A 17311-nucleotide genomic window follows, 5' to 3' on the forward strand; every position below is an offset into this window, starting at 1 on the left:
AAGCGCGCTGCCGCTGTCAGGGTTGCCCGGGATGGCGCGGCCGCGGAAGGAGGCGCCGCTGGCACGACCCCGCCCGCCGCGCCGATGGCGGGGACGGGCCGGGCGCGGTCACGCCGTCCGGGCGGGCGGCCGCAGGCGCAGCGGCCCGGACTGGCACATCAGGGCCTCCGCCTGCGCCCTCGCCTCCCGCGGGCTCAGGCTGGGCACGAAGACGGACAGCAGCCCGCCGGCCTCGCCCAGCGCCTGGCGGTGCGAGAGGCCGCGCTCGCGCGCATCGAGGTAGCGCGCCGACACCGCTTGCGACCACAACAGCCCAAGCGGGGCGACGGGGGCGGCGACGTCGAGGGATGTCGTTGCCTGGGTCATGCCCGAGCCTCCCGACCTGTTGCGCAAAGCGGTCATTTCGACCGCCCCATTCAACCCATCCCTGCGAGTCGCACCAAGCCCGAATGCGCGGCCCCGCCGCGGGGCCGTCAGCCGGTCGGCGGCAGCAGGCCGAGCGACCCGAGCTCGCGCCGCAGCGCCTCGGGGCCGGTGAAGTGGATGCCGTGCATCCCGATCGCCGTCGCCGCCGCCGCGTTGCGCGGGTTGTCGTCGACATAGACGATGTCGCCGACCCGCAGGCCGTAGCGCTCGACGAGCAGGTGGTAGATCCGCGGATCGGGCTTCACCATCCGCTCCTGGCCCGAGACGATGATGCCCCGGAACCAGGCGAGGAAGTCGAAGCGCTCGAGCGCGATCGGGAAGGTCTCGTGCGACCAGTTGGTCAGGGCGAAGACCGGCGTGCCGCGGTCCCGCAGCGCGCGCAGGATCGCCACGGCGCCCTCGATCGGGCCGGCCAGCATCTCGCCCCAGCGCTGGTGATAGGCATCGATCAGCGCCGCCTGGTCCGGATGCCGCGCCTTGAGCAGCGCCGTGCCCTCCGCCCAGCTCCGGCCGCCATCCTGCTCGAGGTTCCAGGCGCCGGTGCAGACCTCCGCCAGGAAGCGCTCCATGCCCGCCTCGTCGCCGGGAAAGAGCTTGCGGTAGAGATAGCGGGGATTCCAGTCGATCAGCACCCCGCCGAGGTCGAACACGACCGTGCCCCGCCCGGCCGGGCCTTGCGCCATCTCCGCCATCCCGATCCTCCCCACCTGTCCGCCGCTACTCCGCCAGGGTGTGCCGCAGCCGCCGATAGGCCGCCCCGAAGAAGAGCAGGCCCAGCAGGCACAGCACGCCGAGCCTCGGCGCCACAAGCGCGAAATCGGCGCCGCGGAACAACACCGATTGCGCGAAGGCCACGAATTGCGTGGTCGGCAGCACCTGCACCATCGCCTGCAGCCAGCCCGGCATGCTCTCGAGCGGCGTCATGCTGCCCGAGAGCAGCATCATCAGGATGAACACGGGCAGGGCCAGCAGGCCGAACTGGCCGGTCGAGGTCGTCAGGGTGGCGAGCAGCACGCCGAGCGCCGCCACGGAGACCTGGAAGACGATGGTCCCGAGCACGAAGAGCGGCACCGATCCGGCGATCGGCACCGCGAGCAGGCCCCGCACCACCAGCAGCAGCGACAGGGTGGCCGCCGCCACGATGACCAGCGCATTCGCCCCGATCTTGGCGAGCAGGATCTCGAGCGGCGTCACCGGCATGGCCAGCAGATGCTCGAGCGTGCCGTGCTCGCGCTCCCGCAGCATCGCTGCCCCGGGCAGGATGATCGAGAGGATCAGCGTGCTGTTCATCACCTGCATGACGGAGGTGAACCATTCCGGCAAGCCGTTCGGGTTGAAGCGCAGGCGGACCGCCAGGGCGATCGGCGGGGCGGCCGTCCCCAGCCGCTCGCCGATCGTCGCCAGCACGATCTGCTGGATGTAGGCGGCGCCGTTGCCGGCCTGCGCCATCGCCGTGGCATCGACATCGAGCCCGAGATCGACCGGGCGCGAGGCCAGCAGGTCGGACTCGAAGCGCGGCGGCAATTGCAGCACGAAGACGAAGCGCCCCGCATCCAGCGCCGGCGTCACCTCGGCGGGCGCGATCGCCGCCGGCGGCTGGAACAGGGGCGGCAGCAGCGCCGCCGTGACGGCGCGCGACAGCTCGGAGCGGTCCTCGTCCACCACCGCGATGGCGGCGTTGCGCACCTCGGTCTTCACCCCGGTCGCCACCGTGTAGACCGCGATGGTGAAGGTATAGACGACGAGCAGCAGCAGGACGGGATCGGCCCGCAGCACCCGAAGCTCCTTCAGCGTCAACCACAGGACGTTGCCGAGGCTGCGCATCGGTCAGGCCTCCTGCTTGCGCAACAGCAGCGAGGCCGCCAGGACGAAGCCGATGGCGAAGCCGGCCAGCGCCAGGTGGTTCACCCAGGTCTCGGCGAGGCCGAGCCCCTTGCTCATGGTGCCGATCGAGATCTGCTGGAACCAGCCGGACGGGAAGGCCAGCCCGATGGCGCGGGCCGCGCCCGAGAGCGAGGAGGTCGGCACCAGCAGGCCGGAGAAGTTCACCGCCGGCACCACCGAGAGGATCGCCGCGGCGAAGATGGCCGCGACCTGGCTCGCCACGAAGGCGGAGATCAGCAGCCCGAAGCCCGTCGAGGCCAGGACATAGAGCACCGCCCCGCCGGCGAGGGCGGCGCCGGAGCCGAGCACCGGCACGCCGAAGACCAGCCGCGCCGCCAGCACCAGCGCGGCGAAGCTCGCCAGCGCCACGGCGATGTAGGGAAGCTGCTTGCCGATGAGGAATTCGGGCGCCGTGACCGGCGTCGCGCGGAAATTGGCGATCGCCCCGCTCTCCTTCTCGCGCACCACGCCGACGGCGGCCAGCATGGCCGGCACCAGCATGAGCATGAGCATGATCACGCCGGGCACGATGGCGACGGCGCTGCGGAAGGCCTGGTTGTAGCGGAAGCGCGTCTCGATGCTGGCGGCATCGCGCTGCCGCGGCAGCGGCGAGAGCGCCTGCTCGTCGCGCAGCCAGGTCTGCGACAGGCCCATGACGTAGCTGCGGGCGGTCTCGGCGCGGAAGGGCATCGCCCCGTCCACCAGCACCGAGACCTCCGGCCGGTCGCCGCGGCGCAGGTCGTGCCCGAAGCGCGGCGGCACCTCGATGGCGAGGGCGATGCGGGCGGCGCGGAGCGCGGCCTCGGCCGCCGCCTCGCTCGGCAGCGGCGGCCGCGCGGAGAAGTAGCGGGACCCGGCGAAGCTCTCCAGCAGCCCGCGGCTGTCGGGCGACTGGTCGCCGTCGAGCACCGCATAGGGCAGGTTCTCCACGTCGAAGGAGATGCCGAAGCCGAAGGCGATCATCAGCACCACCGGCCCGACGAGCGCGAAGGCCAGGCGGACGCGGTCGCGCAGCAGCTCCAGCGCCTCGCGCCAGGCGCAGGCCAGCAGCCGCCCGGGGGCGAACCGGGTCGGCCGGGCCGGCTGCCGGGCCGCGGCCGGCGCCGGCAGGTCGGGCGTCGCCTCCTCGGGACCGGCCGCCTCCTCGAGCCAGCCGATGAAGGCCTCCTCCAGCGAGGCGGCGTGGCGCTGCGCCACCAGCTCGGCCGGCTTCCCCACGGCGAGGATGCGGCCCGCATGCTGCAGCGAGATGCGATCGCAGCGCTCCGCCTCGTTCATGAAATGGGTGGAGATGAAGATGGTCACGCCCTGCTGGCGGGAGAGGCGCAGCAGGTGCCGCCAGAACAGGTCGCGCGCCACCGGGTCGACGCCCGAGGTCGGCTCGTCGAGGATCAGCAGCGCCGGCTCGTGCACCACCGCCGCGGCCAGTTGCAGCCGCTGCCGCACGCCGAGCGGCAGGGATTCCGGCGCCGCATCGACCACCTGCTCCAGGTCGAAATCCCGCAGCACCGCGGCGATGCGGGCGGCGGCGCGGTCCGGCGGCAGATGGAAGAGATGCGCGTGCAGCTCCAGGTTCTGCCGCACCGTCAGCTCGCCATAGAGCGAGAAGGCCTGCGACATGTAGCCGACCTGGCGGCGGGAATCGCCGCCGGCGCCGGGGCGCTGCCCGAGCACGGTGGCATGGCCCTCGCTGGCCGGCAGCAGCCCGGTCAGCATGCGCATGGTCGTGCTCTTGCCCGAGCCATTGGAGCCGAGGAAGCCGAAGATCTCGCCGCGCCGCACGCTGAGGTTGACGTGGTCCACCGCGACGAAATCGCCGAAGCGCTTGGTCAGCCCCTCCGCCTCGATCACCGGCCCCTCGCCCGGGCGCGGCGGCGGCGGCGGCGTGATGACGACCGGCTCGTAGCCGCGGCGCCGGTCCTCCGGCAGCATGGCGATGAAGGCCTGCTCGAAGCTCGCCGTCCCCGTCCGCTGCCGGATCTCGGCCGGGCTGCCGGTCACGGTGACCTTGCCGGCATCCAACGCGGCCAGCCAGTCGAAGCGCTCCGCCTCGTCCATATAGGCGGTGGCGACCAGCACGCTCATCGTCGGGCGGCGAGCGCGCAGCCGGTCGATCAGGGTCCAGAATTGCCGGCGGGAGAGCGGGTCGACCCCGGTGGTCGGCTCGTCGAGGATGAGCAGGTCGGGCTCGCGCATCAGGGCGCAGCAGAGCGAGAGCTTCTGCTTCATGCCGCCGGAGAGCTGGCCGGCGGGCCGGTCGGTGAAGCGGGCGAGCCCGGTCGCCTGCACGAGCTCGGCCGCGCGCTCCCGCCGCACATCCCGTGCCTGGCCGAACAGGCGGCCGAAATACGCGATGTTCTCCGCCACCGAGAGGGTCGGGTAGAGGTTCCGCCCGAGTCCCTGCGGCATATAGGCGATGCGCTCGCGGAAGCGGGCGAGCGCGGCGGGGTCGCGCAGGTTCTCGCCCAGCGCCTCGAGCTCCCCCGCCTGCGGCCGGCGCACCGCGGCCAGCAGCGCCAGCAGGGTGGACTTGCCGACGCCGTCCGGCCCCACCAGCCCGACCATCCGGCCGGCCGGGATGGTCAGGGTGATGCCATCGAGCGCGCGCGCCGCGCCATAGCGGTGCCGGACATCGCGCAGCACCGCGGCGGCCTGGCCGGCCGTGGCGGTCACGGCAGGCGCACCTGCAGCCGCTCCGGCCAGGGCAAGGCGGGATCGAGCCGGAGATAGGCGAGGCCGCGCACGCCGCCCTTCACCTGCTCGGCATGCGCCTGCAGCAGCTCGGGCGGCAGCCGCAGCTTGACGCGGAACATCAGGTTCCCGCGTTCCGTCGTCGTCTCCACCTGGCGCGGCGTGAACTGCGCCTCCGGCGCCACGAAGCTCACGCTCGCCGGCAGGACGTAGGCCGGCACGGGGTCGAGCACCAGCCGCGCCTCGGCGCCATAGGCGAGCCGGCCGGCCTGCGCCGCGGGCAGGAAGACGATCATCGAGACATCGGTCGGGTCGATCAGCGTGGCGACGCGGCCGCCGGCGGCCACCACCTCGCCATCGCGGACGAGGCGATAGAGGACGCGACCGGCCCGCGAGGCGGTGAGGATCGTGTCCTGCAGCATGGTCCGCACCTGCGCGGCATTGGCTTGCGCCGCCTGCAGCGCGGCATCGGCGCGCTGCCGGCCGGCTTCCGCGGTCGCCACCGTCGCATCGCTCACCTCGACGGCCGCGCGCCGCTGGTCGAGCTGCTCGGTCGGGGCGTAGCCGCGTTGCGCGAGGGTCTGGGTGCGGCCGAACTCGGTCTGCGCGAGCTGCCGCAGGCTGGCGGCGCGGGCGAGTTCCGCCTTCGCCTGGGCGACCGCGTGCTCCGCCTCCCCGACCTGCGCCTCGGCGGCGCGGAGCTGCGCCTGCAGGGTGGCGTCGTCGAGTCGCGCCACCACCGCGCCGGCCGCGACCATCTGGCCTTCCTCGACGCTCACCGTCAGCACCCGCCCGGCGATCTTGCTGGCGACGTCGAATTGCTGCGCCTCGATGCGTCCGTTGGTCTCGACGATGCTGGCGGGCAGGGCGGGCAGGGCGGGAAGGGCCGTGCTCCGGCGCCAGACGGCGTAGCTGCCGCCGGCCAGCACCAGCGCGGCAAACCCGATGAGCACGGCTCGCTTCGAGACTGTCATCCGTCGATCCCGACCTGTGGCGGGCGGCGGGCGGGCTGCGAGCCGCGGACGCCCTCCCGGCCCGCCAGGGATAGAGGCTTCCGCGGCCCCTGCCCATCGCCCGCCGCCGGGAGGGCGGACGCCGGACCGTGATCCGCTCACGCGGGTCCAAGGATCTGGTCTAGGGAGGGTCGCCGATGAACAGCCAGCGCAGGAAGCGGCCGATGAGCTTCAGCAATTCCCAGAAATCGTGCGGGCTCACGGCAGCGCCAGGGACTCGGATCGGGGTGGGGGCGGCGCTGGAGCGGCTCCGCCATGATGGCGGCCGCTGGCGTCCCATAGGGGATTCGAACCCCTGTTGCCGCCGTGAGAGGGCGGTGTCCTAGGCCTCTAGACGAATGGGACGTGGAGGCGTCGTGGCGGGGCTTCTAGGGCCGGGCCGCGGGAGGGTCAAGCACCCTGTCGCCGTTCTTGCCTCAACGATCTCGCCTCACCGGCCTGGCCGGATCTCGCCGATCACCCGCCCGCGCTTCGGCTCCACCACCAGCACCCGCTCGCCATCCGGCCGCGCCAGCAGCACGGCGATGCCGCTCTCGGTGGCGGCAAGGCCGGTGATGCGCGTGCCCTCGGGCTGGTCGAGCGCCGCCTCCCAGCGCGTGCCGCTCGCCGCGCCACCAACCCGCTGGACGAGCACCATCACCAGGCCCACCGTGCCAGCGACGATCAACACCCCCATGACGACGACCAGGATCTTGAGCGCGCGCACCGACCATCCCCCCGAACCCACGGGCGGCGAGACCATCACCCTGATTGCGGCACCCGCCCAGGCCGGCCTGCGGGCCGACCGATTCCTCGCGGAGGCGATAGGCTCGCTGTCGCGCTCCCGCGTCAAGGCGCTGATCGCCGCCGGGGCCGCCAGCCGCGATGGCCAGCCGCTGCGCGACGCCGCCGAGGCGGTGCGCGCCGGCAGCACCTATGCGCTGGCGATCCCGGCCGCGACGCCCGCCCTGCCACAACCGCAGGACATCCCGCTCGCCATCCTGTTCGAGGACGCGCATCTGATCGTGCTCGACAAGCCGGCCGGGCTGGTGGTCCACCCCGCGCCCGGCAACCAGGACGGCACGCTGGTCAACGCCCTGCTGGCACATGCCGGCGAGGAGCTGCCGGGCATCGGCGGCGAGAAGCGGCCGGGCATCGTGCATCGCCTGGACAAGGACACCTCCGGCGTCATGGTCGTGGCCAAGACCGAGGTCGCCCACCGCGCCCTCTCGCTCGCCTTCGCCGAGCGCGACCTCGACCGGGAATACCTCGCGCTCGTCTGGGGCCTGCCCAGCCCGCCTTCCGGCCAGATTGAGGGGGCGATCGGCCGCCACCCGACGGACCGCAAGCGCATGGCCGTCGTGTCACGCGGCGGCAAGCCCGCCCTCACCCATTACGCCACCGACCGCGCCTGGGGAACCGCCTGCGCCCTGCTGCGCTGCCGGCTGGCGACCGGGCGGACGCACCAGATTCGGGTGCATCTCGCCGAGGTCGGGCATCCCCTGGTCGGCGACCCGGTCTATCTGCGTCGCACGCCTGCGGCGGCGCGAGGCCTGCCGGAGCCGGTGCGGCAGGGGCTTCTCGCCTTCCCCCGGCAGGCGCTGCATGCGGCGACGCTCGGCTTCCGCCATCCGGTGACCGGGCAGCCCCTGGCCTTCACCGCACCGCCGCCAGCGGATTTCGTTTTGCTTCTCACATTGCTGTCCGGTAACCCAGAGTAACCAACCCAGAAACTCGGTTTTTCTGGACAGCCAGCATCGCAGCCGGTACAAACATCCCGAGGCAGCGTCATCGGGTGCCGCAAAAGCTGGACGAGCGCCGATCTCGCCCCGTCGTGACCGGGGCAGGCGATGTCCGGTGGGCCTGCATGGCGTTCGAACTGCCAAGATCCGTCGCGGAGAGGGCACCGCCGTCACGGGGTCGCCCGCCGCGCGCAGGAGGCAGATGATCCAAATGGCTTCCAGCTCGGTCATTCCCGTTGCCCCCGAGGGCAACCTCTCCCGCTACCTGCAGGAGATCCGGAAATTTCCCATGCTCTCGCCGGAGGAGGAGCTCTCGCTCGCCCGGCGTTGGCGCGATGAAGGCGACGAGCGCGCCGCGCACAAGCTCGTTACCAGCCATCTCCGGCTCGTGGCCAAGATCGCCATGGGCTATCGCGGCTACGGCCTGCCGGTCGGCGAGCTCATCTCCGAAGGCAATGTCGGCATGATGCAGGCGGTGAAGCGGTTCGATCCGGACCGCGGCTTCCGCCTGGCCACCTATGCGATGTGGTGGATCCGCGCTGCCATCCAGGAATACATCCTCCATAGCTGGTCGCTGGTGAAGATGGGGACGACCGCGGCCCAGAAAAAGCTCTTCTTCAATCTCCGGCGCCTGAAGGGCCAGATGGCGGCCCTCGAGGACGGGGACCTGAAGCCGGAGCAGGTGGAGAAGATCGCCCGGGTCCTGCAGGTGCCGGAGCAGGACGTGGTCTCCATGAACCGCCGCCTGGCCTCGCCCGACCATTCCCTGAACGCGCCCGTCCGCTCGGACAGCGAGGGCGAGTGGCAGGACTGGCTGGTCGACGACCAGGAGACGCAGGAGAGCGAGCTGTCCGAGCGGGAGGATCTCTCCAACCGCCGCATGCTGCTCGGCGAGGCGCTGAAGACGCTGAACGAGCGGGAGCGGCACATCCTGATCGAGCGCCGGCTGAAGGACGAGCCGACGACGCTCGAGGAGCTCTCGCAGCAGTACAACATCAGCCGCGAGCGCGTGCGCCAGATCGAGGTGCGCGCCTTCGAGAAGCTGCAGAAGAGCATGAAGACCCAGGTCGTCGAGCGGAGGCTTGCGGTCTAGGCATTTCCCGCGAAGCGGCCCCAGCGGCCAATGGCCCGGCGGACAGTCCGCCGGGCTTTTTTTGTGCCTCGGCCGCCCGCCGGGTCTGGGCGGCGCCATGGCATGGGTGTTGCTATCACCGACGCCCGCGCCGAGTTGGACCATGCCCGACCTGCCCGTCCCCCTGCCGAGCCTGGCAGCCGCCCCGCCCCGCCGGCCTCGCCGCCCCCTGCCCCTGCCTGCCTATGGCGCCGGCGCGGTGGCGGCGATGCTGGTCGCCTGGTGGGCGGTCTCGGGCGGCCGCCTCGTCCCCGCCGAGCTGCTCCCCGCGCCCCTCCAGGTCTGGCAGGCCCTGACCGAGGTGCTGCGGGAGGGCTATCGCGGCACCACCCTCGCCGAGAACGTCCTGTCCACCCTCGGCCGGCTTGGCGGCGGCTTCGGCCTGGCGGTGCTCACCGGCGTGCCGCTCGGCCTCTGGATGGGCCGCAACCGCATCGCCGGCGCCGCCATCGACTGGATCATCCAGTTCCTGCGGCCGCTGCCGCCGCTCTCCTACATGATCCTGCTGATCCTCTGGCTCGGCACCGGCGACGCCTCGAAGACCGCGCTGCTCTTCCTCACCGCCTTCCCGATCATCGTCGCCGCCAGCGCCGCCGGGCTGCGCGGCGTCAAGCGGCAGCGGATCCAGGCGGCCGAGGCGCTCGGCGCCTCGCCCAGCCAGGTCTTCCGCCACGTCATCTTGCCCTCGGCGGCGCCGATGATCTTCACCGGCCTGCAGATCGCCCTCGCCGCCGCCTTCTCCACCGTGGTCTCGGCCGAGCTCATGGCGGCCAGCGACGGGCTCGGCTGGATGGTGATCTCGGCCAGCCATTTCCTGCGCAACGACATCATCATCCTCTGCATCCTGCTGCTCGGCCTGCTCGGCATCGCCCTCGCCTGGGCGCTCCGCCTGCTCGACCGGCGGCTGGTGCACTGGCGGGGCCGCGACTGATGCGCAGCCTGCCGAACTGGGCGGTCACCGGCCTCTCGATCCTTCTCGTCCTCTCGGCCTGGGTGGCGGTGACGCGGCTCGGCCTGGTGCGCGACCTGTTTCTGCCCGGCCCGCGCGACCTCTGGCTCGGCCTGCAGGAGCTGCTGGACGAGGGCTACAAGGGCCGCACCCTGCCCGAGCATCTGGGCATGAGCCTGCTGCGCGTCGGTACTGGCTTCCTCACCGGGGCGCTGGCCGGCACCGCGCTCGGCCTCGCCATGGGCGTCTCGCGCAAGCTGGACGCGATGGCCGCGCCCTTCATCGAATTCCTCCGCCCGCTGCCGCAGCTCGCCTATCTGGTGCTGCTCATCGTCTGGCTGGGCATCGGCGAGGGCAGCAAGATCAGCATGCTCTTCCTCGCCGCCCTGCCAGTCGCCGCCGTCGCGGCGCGGGACGGCGTGCGCAACATCCCGCCCGAGCGGCTGCGCATGGCGGCCGCCCTCGGCGCCTCGCCGCGGCAGGTCTTCTGGCATGTGGTGGCGCCCTCGGCCCTGCCGGAGATCCTCACCGGCGCCCGCCTCGCGCTCGGCATCGTCTATGCCACGCTGATCGCGGCCGAGATCATCGCCGGGTCGAGCGGCATCGGCTGGATGATCCTCGATGCCGGGCGCTTCCTGCGCTCGGACTACGCCTTCGTCGGCATCCTGGTCATCGGCCTGACCGGGATCGCCATCGACCGCCTGCTGCTTTGGCTCGAGCGGCGTATCGTCCACTGGGCCGGCCGCTGACCCGCCCCATGCCCACCGCAACGACCAGGGAGACCGCCATGACCGCGCTGCCCCTCACCCGCCGCTCGGCCCTCGCCGCCGCTGCCGCCGCCACCGGTGCCCTGGCGCTGCCGCGCCTCAGCCGCGCCGCCCCGGCCAAGGTGAATGTCGGCTTCTTCACCGAGGCCAAGCCGACCATGATCGCCAAGGGCCAAGGCTGGTTCGCCGAGGGCGTCGGCGCGCCGATCACCTGGACCGAATACGGCAGCGGCGCCGAGATCAACACCGCCATGGTCGGCGGCTCCTGCGATATCGGCCTCGCCACCGGCTCGGTCGCCACCGCCGCCGGCATCGCCCAGGGCCTGCCCTTCCAGGTGATCGGACTGGTCGACAATATCGGCCCGGCCGAGGAGATGACGGTGCGCACCGCCGCCAACATCCGCAGCCCGGCCGATTTCAAGGGCAAGAAGGTGGCGACGCCCTTCGGCTCCACCAGCCATTTCCGCCTGCTCGGCTTCCTCAAGACCAACGGCCTGTCGCAGCGCGACGTCACCGTGCTCGACATGAAGCCGGCCGCCATCCAGGCCGCCTGGGCCAAGGGCGAGATCGACGCCGCCTATGTCTGGGCCCCGGCCAAGAGCAAGATCATCGAGGCCGGCGGCACCCCCTTCCGCACCTGGGACGCGCTGGACAAGGCCGGCTACGCCATCGCCGACACCATCATCGTCCACAACGACTTCGCCAAGGCGCAGCCGGCCTCGGTGGTCGGCTTCCTCAAGGCCTATGGCAAGGCGCTCGGGATGTGGCGCAGCAGCCCGGAGGAGGCGGCGAAGCTGGTGGCGCAGCAGGCCGGCGTCTCGCCCGAGACGGCGATGGCCGAGATGAAGGCCTATGAGTTCGTCGACCTGCCCGCCCAGACCGGCGAGGCCTGGCTCGGCACCCCCGGCAAGCCCGGCAAATTCGCCGAGGTGCTGAAGGGCACCGCCGACTTCCTGGTGGAGCAGCGCTCGCTCCGCTCGGCGCCGCCGGTCGGCACCTTCGGCAGCGCGCTGAACACGCATTTCCTGCAACAGGCGGTGGCGTGACGCGGCCGGGCTTCGTCCGCTTCGACGAGGTCTCCGTCCGCTACGGCGAGGGCGCGGGCGCCGTGCTGGCGCTGGAGCGGGCGGACCTCGCCTTCGCGCAGGGCGATTTCGTCTGCATCGTCGGCCCCTCGGGCTGCGGCAAGACGACGATGCTGCAGACCCTGGCCGGCTTCCTGCGCCCGACCGGCGGCACGGTGAGCCTGGATGGCCGCCCGGTCGAGGGGCCGGCGCCGGAGCGCGGCGTGGTCTTCCAGCAGCCGACCCTGTTTCCCTGGATGACGGTCGCCGCCAATGCCGGCTTCGGCCCGCGCATGCGCGGCGAGAACCGGGCCCAGGCGAGGGAGCGGGTGGAATACTGGCTGCGCACCACCGGGCTCTGGGAGTTCCGCGACCGCTACCCCTATGAGCTCTCGGGCGGCATGCAGCAGCGCCTGGCCATCGCCCGGGCGCTCTGCAACGAGCCGAAGGTGCTGCTGATGGACGAGCCCTTCGGCGCGCTCGATGCCCTGACGCGCGAGCACATGCAGGAGGAGCTACACGCCGTCTGGCGGCGCACCGGCATGACGGTGGTCTTCATCACCCATTCCGTCGAGGAGGCGGTCTATCTCGGCACCGAGGTGGTGGTGATGTCGCCGCGGCCGGGCCGCATCCTCGAGCGCATCCCGCTGCCCTTCGCACGCGAGGCGGCCGACCAGGACATCCGCCGGGTCAAGAGCGGCGCCGGCTTCATCGCGGCGCGCGAGCGAGTACTGTCGCTGATCTGGGGCATGCAGCACGACGCCTGACGCGGATGCAGGCGGCTTGCCGCTGCGGCCGCGGCGGGCGATGGTCGCGGCGGAGGATCTGCCCCGATGAAGCTCGCCTACTCGCCGAACAGCCCCTATGTCCGCAAGGCCGTGGTCTGCGCCATCCTGCGCGGCATCGATGGCCGGATGGAGCTCTGGTCGGTGCCGACCACCGACCCGGCGCTCGCCGCGCTGAACCCGCTCGCCAAGGTCCCTTCCCTCGTCACCGATGACGGCACGGTGCTCTACGACAGCCCGGTGATCTGCGAGTATCTCGACAGCCTCGGCGAGGCGGCGCCGCTGATCCCGCCGCCCGGCCCGGCGCGCTGGACCGCGCTGCGGCAGGAGGCGCTGGCCGACGGCATCCTGGACGCCACCCAGCCGCGCCGCCGCGAGGTGGCGCTGCCGCAGGACGAGGGCCGGCGCGACTACATCGCCGTGCAGCAGGGCAAGGTCGCGCGCGCCCTCGACGCGCTGGAGGCGGAGGCCGGCGGCCTCGGCCCGCTCGCCACCATCGGCGAGGTCAGCATCGCCTGCGCCCTCGGCTATCTCGATTTCCGCTACCCGCACGAGCCCTGGCGCCCCGGCCATCCGGCGCTGGAGGCCTGGTACGCGAAGGTCGCGGCGCTGCCCGCCATGGCCCGGACCGTGCCGCCCGGCTGAGGCGCCCGGCTGAGGCGCCCGACGCCGCGAACCGGCCGGCGGGGCGCGGCCTCATCGGCCGCCGTCATGGCGGGTATTGGCGCGCTGGATTGGCGCATCGGCGGGGCGGGGGCCATCTTCGTCCCCATGCACGGAGCCATCGCCATGCCCGACCCCGCCAGCCTGCCCAGCCCGGCCAGATCCATCGATCCCGAGGCGCGGATCGGGCACGTGCATCTGAAGGTCGCCGATCTCGACCGCGCCCTCGGCTTCTGGCGCGACGTCATCGGCCTCGAGGTGCAGGAGATCTGGGCCGGCCAGGCCGCCTTCCTCTCGGCGGGCGGCTACCACCACCACATCGCCCTCAACACCTGGGAGAGCGCCGGCGGGCCGCCGCCGGCGCCGGGCACCACCGGCCTCTACCACGTCGCCCTGCTCTATCCCGACCGCCGCGCCCTCGCCACGGCGCTGCTGCGGGTGCTGCAGGCCGGGATCCCGCTTGAGGGCGCCTCCGACCACGGCGTCTCCGAGGCGATCTACCTGCGGGACCCGGACGGCAACGGGGTCGAGCTCTACCGCGACCGCCCGCGCGTGGAATGGCCCCGCACCAGCGAGGGGACGTTGCACATGACCAATCGCCGTTTCGACTTGCAGGCGTTGCTGGCGGAGCTGCGATAGGGGCCGCTTCCTCCCTCCCCTGGTCCTCCCCGGGCCCCCTTTCCCTGGCCTTTCCCCCCCGGGGCGCCTACATCAGCGGCAACCGATCCCACAGTTCCAGAGACATCGCCCGTGGACGCCCACGTCGCCCAGACGCCGGTCGCCGCCGAAGCGGCCCGGCGCCGGACCTTCGCCATCATCGCCCATCCGGATGCCGGCAAGACCACCCTGACCGAGAAGCTGCTGCTGAAGGGCGGCGCCATCCAGCTCGCCGGCGCGGTGCGGGCCAAGGGCAATGCCCGCCGCACCCGCTCCGACTGGATGAAGATCGAGCAGGACCGCGGCATCTCCGTCGCCACCTCGGTCATGACCTTCGAGCGCGGCGGGTTGGTCTTCAACCTGCTCGACACGCCGGGCCACGAGGACTTCTCCGAGGACACCTACCGCACGCTCACCGCCGTCGACGCGGCGGTGATGGTGCTCGACGCCGCCAAGGGCATCGAGAGCCAGACCCGCAAGCTCTTCGAGGTCTGCCGGCTGCGCGACATCCCGATCATCACCTTCGTCAACAAGATGGACCGCGAGGCGCGCGACCCCTTCGAGCTGATCGACGAGATCGAGAAGACGCTGGCGCTCGATGCCGCGCCGGTGGCCTGGCCGGTCGGCCGCGCCGCGCAATTCGCCGGCACCTGGGACCTGCTGGAGCGGCGCTTCCTGCCGGTGGATGCCGATGACGGCGCCGCAATCCGCCTCGCCGGGCTGGACGACCCGCGGCTCGAGGCGCTGGTCGGCGCCGAGCGGGCGGCGGCGCTGCGCGAGGAGGCGGAGCTGGCCGAGGCGGGGTTGAACGCCTTCGACCTGGAGGCCTTCCGCGAGGGCCACCTGACCCCGGTCTTCTTCGGCTCGGCGCTGCGCGACTTCGGCGTCGGCCATCTGCTCGACGGGCTGGCCCGCTACGCCCCGCCGCCCGGCCCGCGCGCCGGCGACCCGCGCGAGGTGCAGCCGGGCGAGGACAAGCTGACCGGCTTCGTCTTCAAGGTGCAGGCGAACATGGACCCGAACCACCGCGACCGGGTCGCCTTCCTTCGCCTCTGCTCGGGCAAGCTGACCAAGGGCATGCGGCTGAAGCAGGTGCGCACCGGCAAGCAGGTGCCGGTGAACGCGCCGCTCTTCTTCTTCGCCAAGGACCGGCAGGTGGCCGAGGAGGCCTGGCCGGGCGATGTGGTGGGCGTCGCCAACCATGGCACGCTGCGCATCGGCGACACGCTGACCGAGGGCGAGGAGCTGAATTTCCGCGGCGTGCCGAGCTTCGCGCCGGAGATCCTGCGGCATGTCCAGCTAGAGGACCCGATGCTGGCGAAGAAGCTGAAGACCGCGCTCGACCAGCTTGCCGAGGAGGGGGTGGTGCAGCTCTTCCGCCCGCTGGACGGCTCGCTGCCGGTGGTGGGCGTGGTCGGGCAGCTGCAGCTCGACGTGCTGCAGTCCCGGCTGAAGGTGGAATACGGCGTGCCGGCGCGCTTCCAGGACACGATGTGGTCCATGATGCGCTGGGTGACGGGCGGGAAGCCGGAGCTGGAGCGCTTCGCCGAGGCCAATCGCCGCGATGCCGGCGAGGACCATGATGGCGAACTGGTCGCCTTCTTCGGCTCCGACTGGCGGCGCAAGCGGGCGGAGGAGGAATGGCCCGCGCTCCGCTTCCATGCGGTGCGCGAGCAGCACGGGCTAGTCGCCGCCAAGCGGTAGCGGCCCCGCGCGGGGGCCGGCCCGCCCTCAGCGCCGCAGCGAGGCGACGTCCCGCGGCAGCGGGCCGGGCTCCGACTCGGCGCCGCGGGCGATGTCGATCGCCCAGGCCCCGGGCCCGGCGGCGACGAGGTAAAGGAAGAGGAAGCAGTAGAGGATCGCCGCGTCGCCGCCGTTGAGGACGGGGAAGAAGCTGCGCGGGGCATGCGCCATCCAGTAGGCGAAGGCCATCTGCCCGGCGAGGACGAAGGCGACCGGCCGGGTGAAGAGCCCGATGACCAGCAGCGCGCCGCCGACCAGTTCCAGCACCGCAGCGAACCAGAGCAGGCTGAAGGTCGCCGGCAGGGCGCCGCCCATGGGCGGCCCCGGGAAGGCGAAGAGCTTCTGCGTCCCATGCTCGATGAAGAGCAGCGCAGCGACGATACGGAGCACCGCGAGCATTCGCGGCGCCATGACGGCCATGTCCCACATGGAAGGAGCGTAACACCCTGGCTCCCCCCGTGGGGATCACGGGATTGGCAGCGCGCGGCCCGCGGGAGGCCGATGCCGGAACCACCCTCCCCCGCGCGTGTTCTTCCAACGCAACGCTGCAAGACGCATCCCTGCAAGACGCAACTTTGTAAGACGGGGGGCCGCCCCGCCTCGCCCGGATAGGCGTGGGCGTCACCATGGGCCCGCCCCCCCGAGGAGAGACACCCAGAATGACGCCCACCGCCGACGCGCTGCTGGCGCAGCTGTCGCTCGATGCCTATTCCGATGCGCCGGTTGCCCTGCCGGACGGCTTCACGGCCCTCGACCCTTCCAATTTCAATATGGCGCTCGCGCCCGGCGAGACCTTCTCCGAAGGCATCTTCCATAGCGGCAATGCCGCGGCGCTGCTCAGCGTCGGCTGGGTCGAGGGGCTGGCAACCATCGTCGTCGCCTTCCGCGGCAGCGACGACACCACGGACAGCCTGCAGGACCTGAACGGCATCAACGCCGCCTATCCCGCCTTCTCCTCGCTGATCGCCGCCGTCGACACCGCCTCCGAGGCCTGGGGCGCGCCCGTCATCGTCACCGGCCACAGCCTCGGCGGCGCCATGGCGCAGCTCTACATGGAGAGCCACCCGAACGTCGCGGGCGAGCCCGGGCATGCCGCCGTCACCTTCGGCTCGCCGGGCGCCGTGCTGGCAGAGGGCACGGATGAGAGGATCACCAACTACGTCATCGCCGACGATCCCGCCGTGGTGCTCGGCGCGCATCGCGCGGAGATCGGCGAGCTGCTGCGGGCCAGCCCTGAGCTGGCCGATCTTGCCGCCACGCAGATCGCCGAGGAGCTGCCCGGGATCAGCAAGGAGCAGGCCCTCGCCTCGCTGCCCAACCTCACCGTCAATTACGACAACCACGGCCAGATCGTGCTGCTGCCGACCGCCGATGGCGGGCTCGATCCCGAATCGGCGCTCGCCGGGCTGGTGAAGCTCGATGCCAGCCGCCACGATGTCGATCTCTACCAGGCGGAGCTTCCCGGGGCCACGGAGCCGGGCGGCTCGGTCATCATCCCCGAGGGCCCGACGACGGACCCGACCCTGCACGCGATCTTCGACGGCTCCGGCTGGGATCCCGATGCGTCGCGCGGCGTCACCGAGGATCTGCTCAGGACCTGGGCGGAGGATCGCCTCGGCACCCTGCCGGCGGAGGTGACCGATGCGCTGGACCAGATCGGGTCCCGCCTCAACGATATCGGCCAGGACCTGCAACTGGTCTGATGCCGAGCGCAGGACGGTTGCACCGTCCTGCGCCGCATGGGCCGGGGCAGTCCCCCGGCCTGCTTCGCTTCGCGCGACCAGGCGCGGTGCCCATTCGAGCGCTCGGTCTGGCG

General features: G+C 72.1%; 17 protein-coding genes and 1 tRNA gene. 10 read left to right on the forward strand and 8 right to left on the reverse strand.

Annotation, left to right across the window (positions count from 1 at the left end; all coding sequences use genetic code 11):
- Window positions 1-108: 108 nt before the first annotated feature.
- From DOO78_RS14390 to DOO78_RS14420, 7 genes are all read right to left on the reverse strand, one after another.
- A complete protein-coding gene (locus DOO78_RS14390) occupies window positions 109-366 on the reverse strand; it encodes a hypothetical protein (RefSeq protein ID WP_111470552.1) in 258 nt (85 codons plus the stop codon).
- A gap of 107 nt (window positions 367-473) precedes the next feature.
- Window positions 474-1109, reverse strand: a complete 636-nt coding sequence (locus tag DOO78_RS14395) for an HAD family hydrolase (protein WP_111470675.1) — start codon at window positions 1107-1109, stop codon at window positions 474-476.
- A gap of 34 nt (window positions 1110-1143) precedes the next feature.
- On the reverse strand, window positions 1144-2250 hold the full coding sequence (locus tag DOO78_RS14400) for an ABC transporter permease (RefSeq protein WP_111470553.1): 1107 nt from the start codon (window positions 2248-2250) through the stop codon (window positions 1144-1146).
- A gap of 3 nt (window positions 2251-2253) precedes the next feature.
- Window positions 2254-4983: a ribosome-associated ATPase/putative transporter RbbA gene (rbbA, locus tag DOO78_RS14405; protein ID WP_111470554.1), complete on the reverse strand. Its 2730-nt coding sequence runs from the start codon at window positions 4981-4983 to the stop codon at window positions 2254-2256.
- Window positions 4980-5954: an HlyD family secretion protein gene (locus DOO78_RS14410; RefSeq protein WP_243634552.1), complete on the reverse strand. Its 975-nt coding sequence runs from the start codon at window positions 5952-5954 to the stop codon at window positions 4980-4982. Before DOO78_RS14410 ends, rbbA begins: the two co-directional genes overlap by 4 nt.
- A 329-nt stretch (window positions 5955-6283) precedes the next feature.
- Window positions 6284-6359: transfer RNA gene (locus DOO78_RS14415), tRNA-Glu, on the reverse strand.
- A gap of 85 nt (window positions 6360-6444) precedes the next feature.
- On the reverse strand, window positions 6445-6720 hold the full coding sequence (locus DOO78_RS14420) for a DUF6476 family protein (RefSeq protein WP_243634553.1): 276 nt from the start codon (window positions 6718-6720) through the stop codon (window positions 6445-6447).
- On the opposite strand from DOO78_RS14420, the gene DOO78_RS14425 reads away from it, so the two are divergent.
- The 9 genes from DOO78_RS14425 (at window position 6689) to DOO78_RS14465 (ending at window position 15456) form a co-directional block, all read left to right on the forward strand.
- Window positions 6689-7714, forward strand: coding sequence for an RluA family pseudouridine synthase (locus DOO78_RS14425; protein WP_111470556.1), 1026 nt, complete (start codon window positions 6689-6691; stop codon window positions 7712-7714). The two genes, DOO78_RS14420 and DOO78_RS14425, sit on opposite strands and share 32 nt — an antisense overlap.
- Before the next feature lie 232 nt (window positions 7715-7946).
- Window positions 7947-8828: an RNA polymerase sigma factor RpoH gene (gene rpoH / locus DOO78_RS14430; RefSeq protein ID WP_111470557.1), complete on the forward strand. Its 882-nt coding sequence runs from the start codon at window positions 7947-7949 to the stop codon at window positions 8826-8828.
- Between the two features lie 142 nt (window positions 8829-8970).
- Entirely contained in the window at window positions 8971-9798 is an 828-nt protein-coding gene (locus DOO78_RS14435; RefSeq protein ID WP_111470558.1) for an ABC transporter permease, read from the forward strand.
- The gene (locus tag DOO78_RS14440) at window positions 9798-10565 is read left to right on the forward strand and encodes an ABC transporter permease (RefSeq protein ID WP_111470559.1); all 768 of its coding nucleotides are present in this window, start codon (window positions 9798-9800) and stop codon (window positions 10563-10565) included. Before DOO78_RS14435 ends, DOO78_RS14440 begins: the two co-directional genes overlap by 1 nt.
- A gap of 38 nt (window positions 10566-10603) precedes the next feature.
- Window positions 10604-11629, forward strand: a complete 1026-nt coding sequence (locus DOO78_RS14445) for a taurine ABC transporter substrate-binding protein (protein ID WP_165838900.1) — start codon at window positions 10604-10606, stop codon at window positions 11627-11629.
- Window positions 11626-12414 carry an ABC transporter ATP-binding protein gene (locus DOO78_RS14450; protein WP_111470561.1) on the forward strand — a complete coding sequence of 263 codons (789 nt, stop codon included), beginning with the start codon at window positions 11626-11628 and terminating at the stop codon, window positions 12412-12414. The genes DOO78_RS14445 and DOO78_RS14450 overlap by 4 nt, the downstream gene beginning before the upstream one ends.
- A gap of 66 nt (window positions 12415-12480) precedes the next feature.
- Entirely contained in the window at window positions 12481-13077 is a 597-nt protein-coding gene (locus DOO78_RS14455) for a glutathione S-transferase N-terminal domain-containing protein (RefSeq protein WP_111470562.1), read from the forward strand.
- Between the two features lie 126 nt (window positions 13078-13203).
- A complete protein-coding gene (locus DOO78_RS14460) occupies window positions 13204-13734 on the forward strand; it encodes a VOC family protein (RefSeq protein WP_207802906.1) in 531 nt (176 codons plus the stop codon).
- A gap of 111 nt (window positions 13735-13845) precedes the next feature.
- On the forward strand, window positions 13846-15456 hold the full coding sequence (locus tag DOO78_RS14465) for a peptide chain release factor 3 (RefSeq protein ID WP_111470563.1): 1611 nt from the start codon (window positions 13846-13848) through the stop codon (window positions 15454-15456).
- 27 nt (window positions 15457-15483) lie between these two features.
- On the opposite strand, the gene DOO78_RS14470 is transcribed toward DOO78_RS14465, so the two are convergent.
- Complete coding sequence (locus DOO78_RS14470; protein WP_243634555.1) at window positions 15484-15906, reverse strand: DoxX family protein; 423 nt, start codon at window positions 15904-15906, stop codon at window positions 15484-15486.
- 248 nt (window positions 15907-16154) lie between these two features.
- Here DOO78_RS14470 and DOO78_RS14475 point away from each other — a divergent pair, with 248 nt between their 5' ends.
- On the forward strand, window positions 16155-17198 hold the full coding sequence (locus DOO78_RS14475; RefSeq protein WP_165838901.1) for an alpha/beta hydrolase family protein: 1044 nt from the start codon (window positions 16155-16157) through the stop codon (window positions 17196-17198).
- Window positions 17199-17311: the final 113 nt, after the last annotated feature.

The organism is Roseicella frigidaeris (assembly GCF_003258945.1).
Lineage (GTDB): Bacteria > Pseudomonadota > Alphaproteobacteria > Acetobacterales > Acetobacteraceae > Paracraurococcus > Paracraurococcus frigidaeris.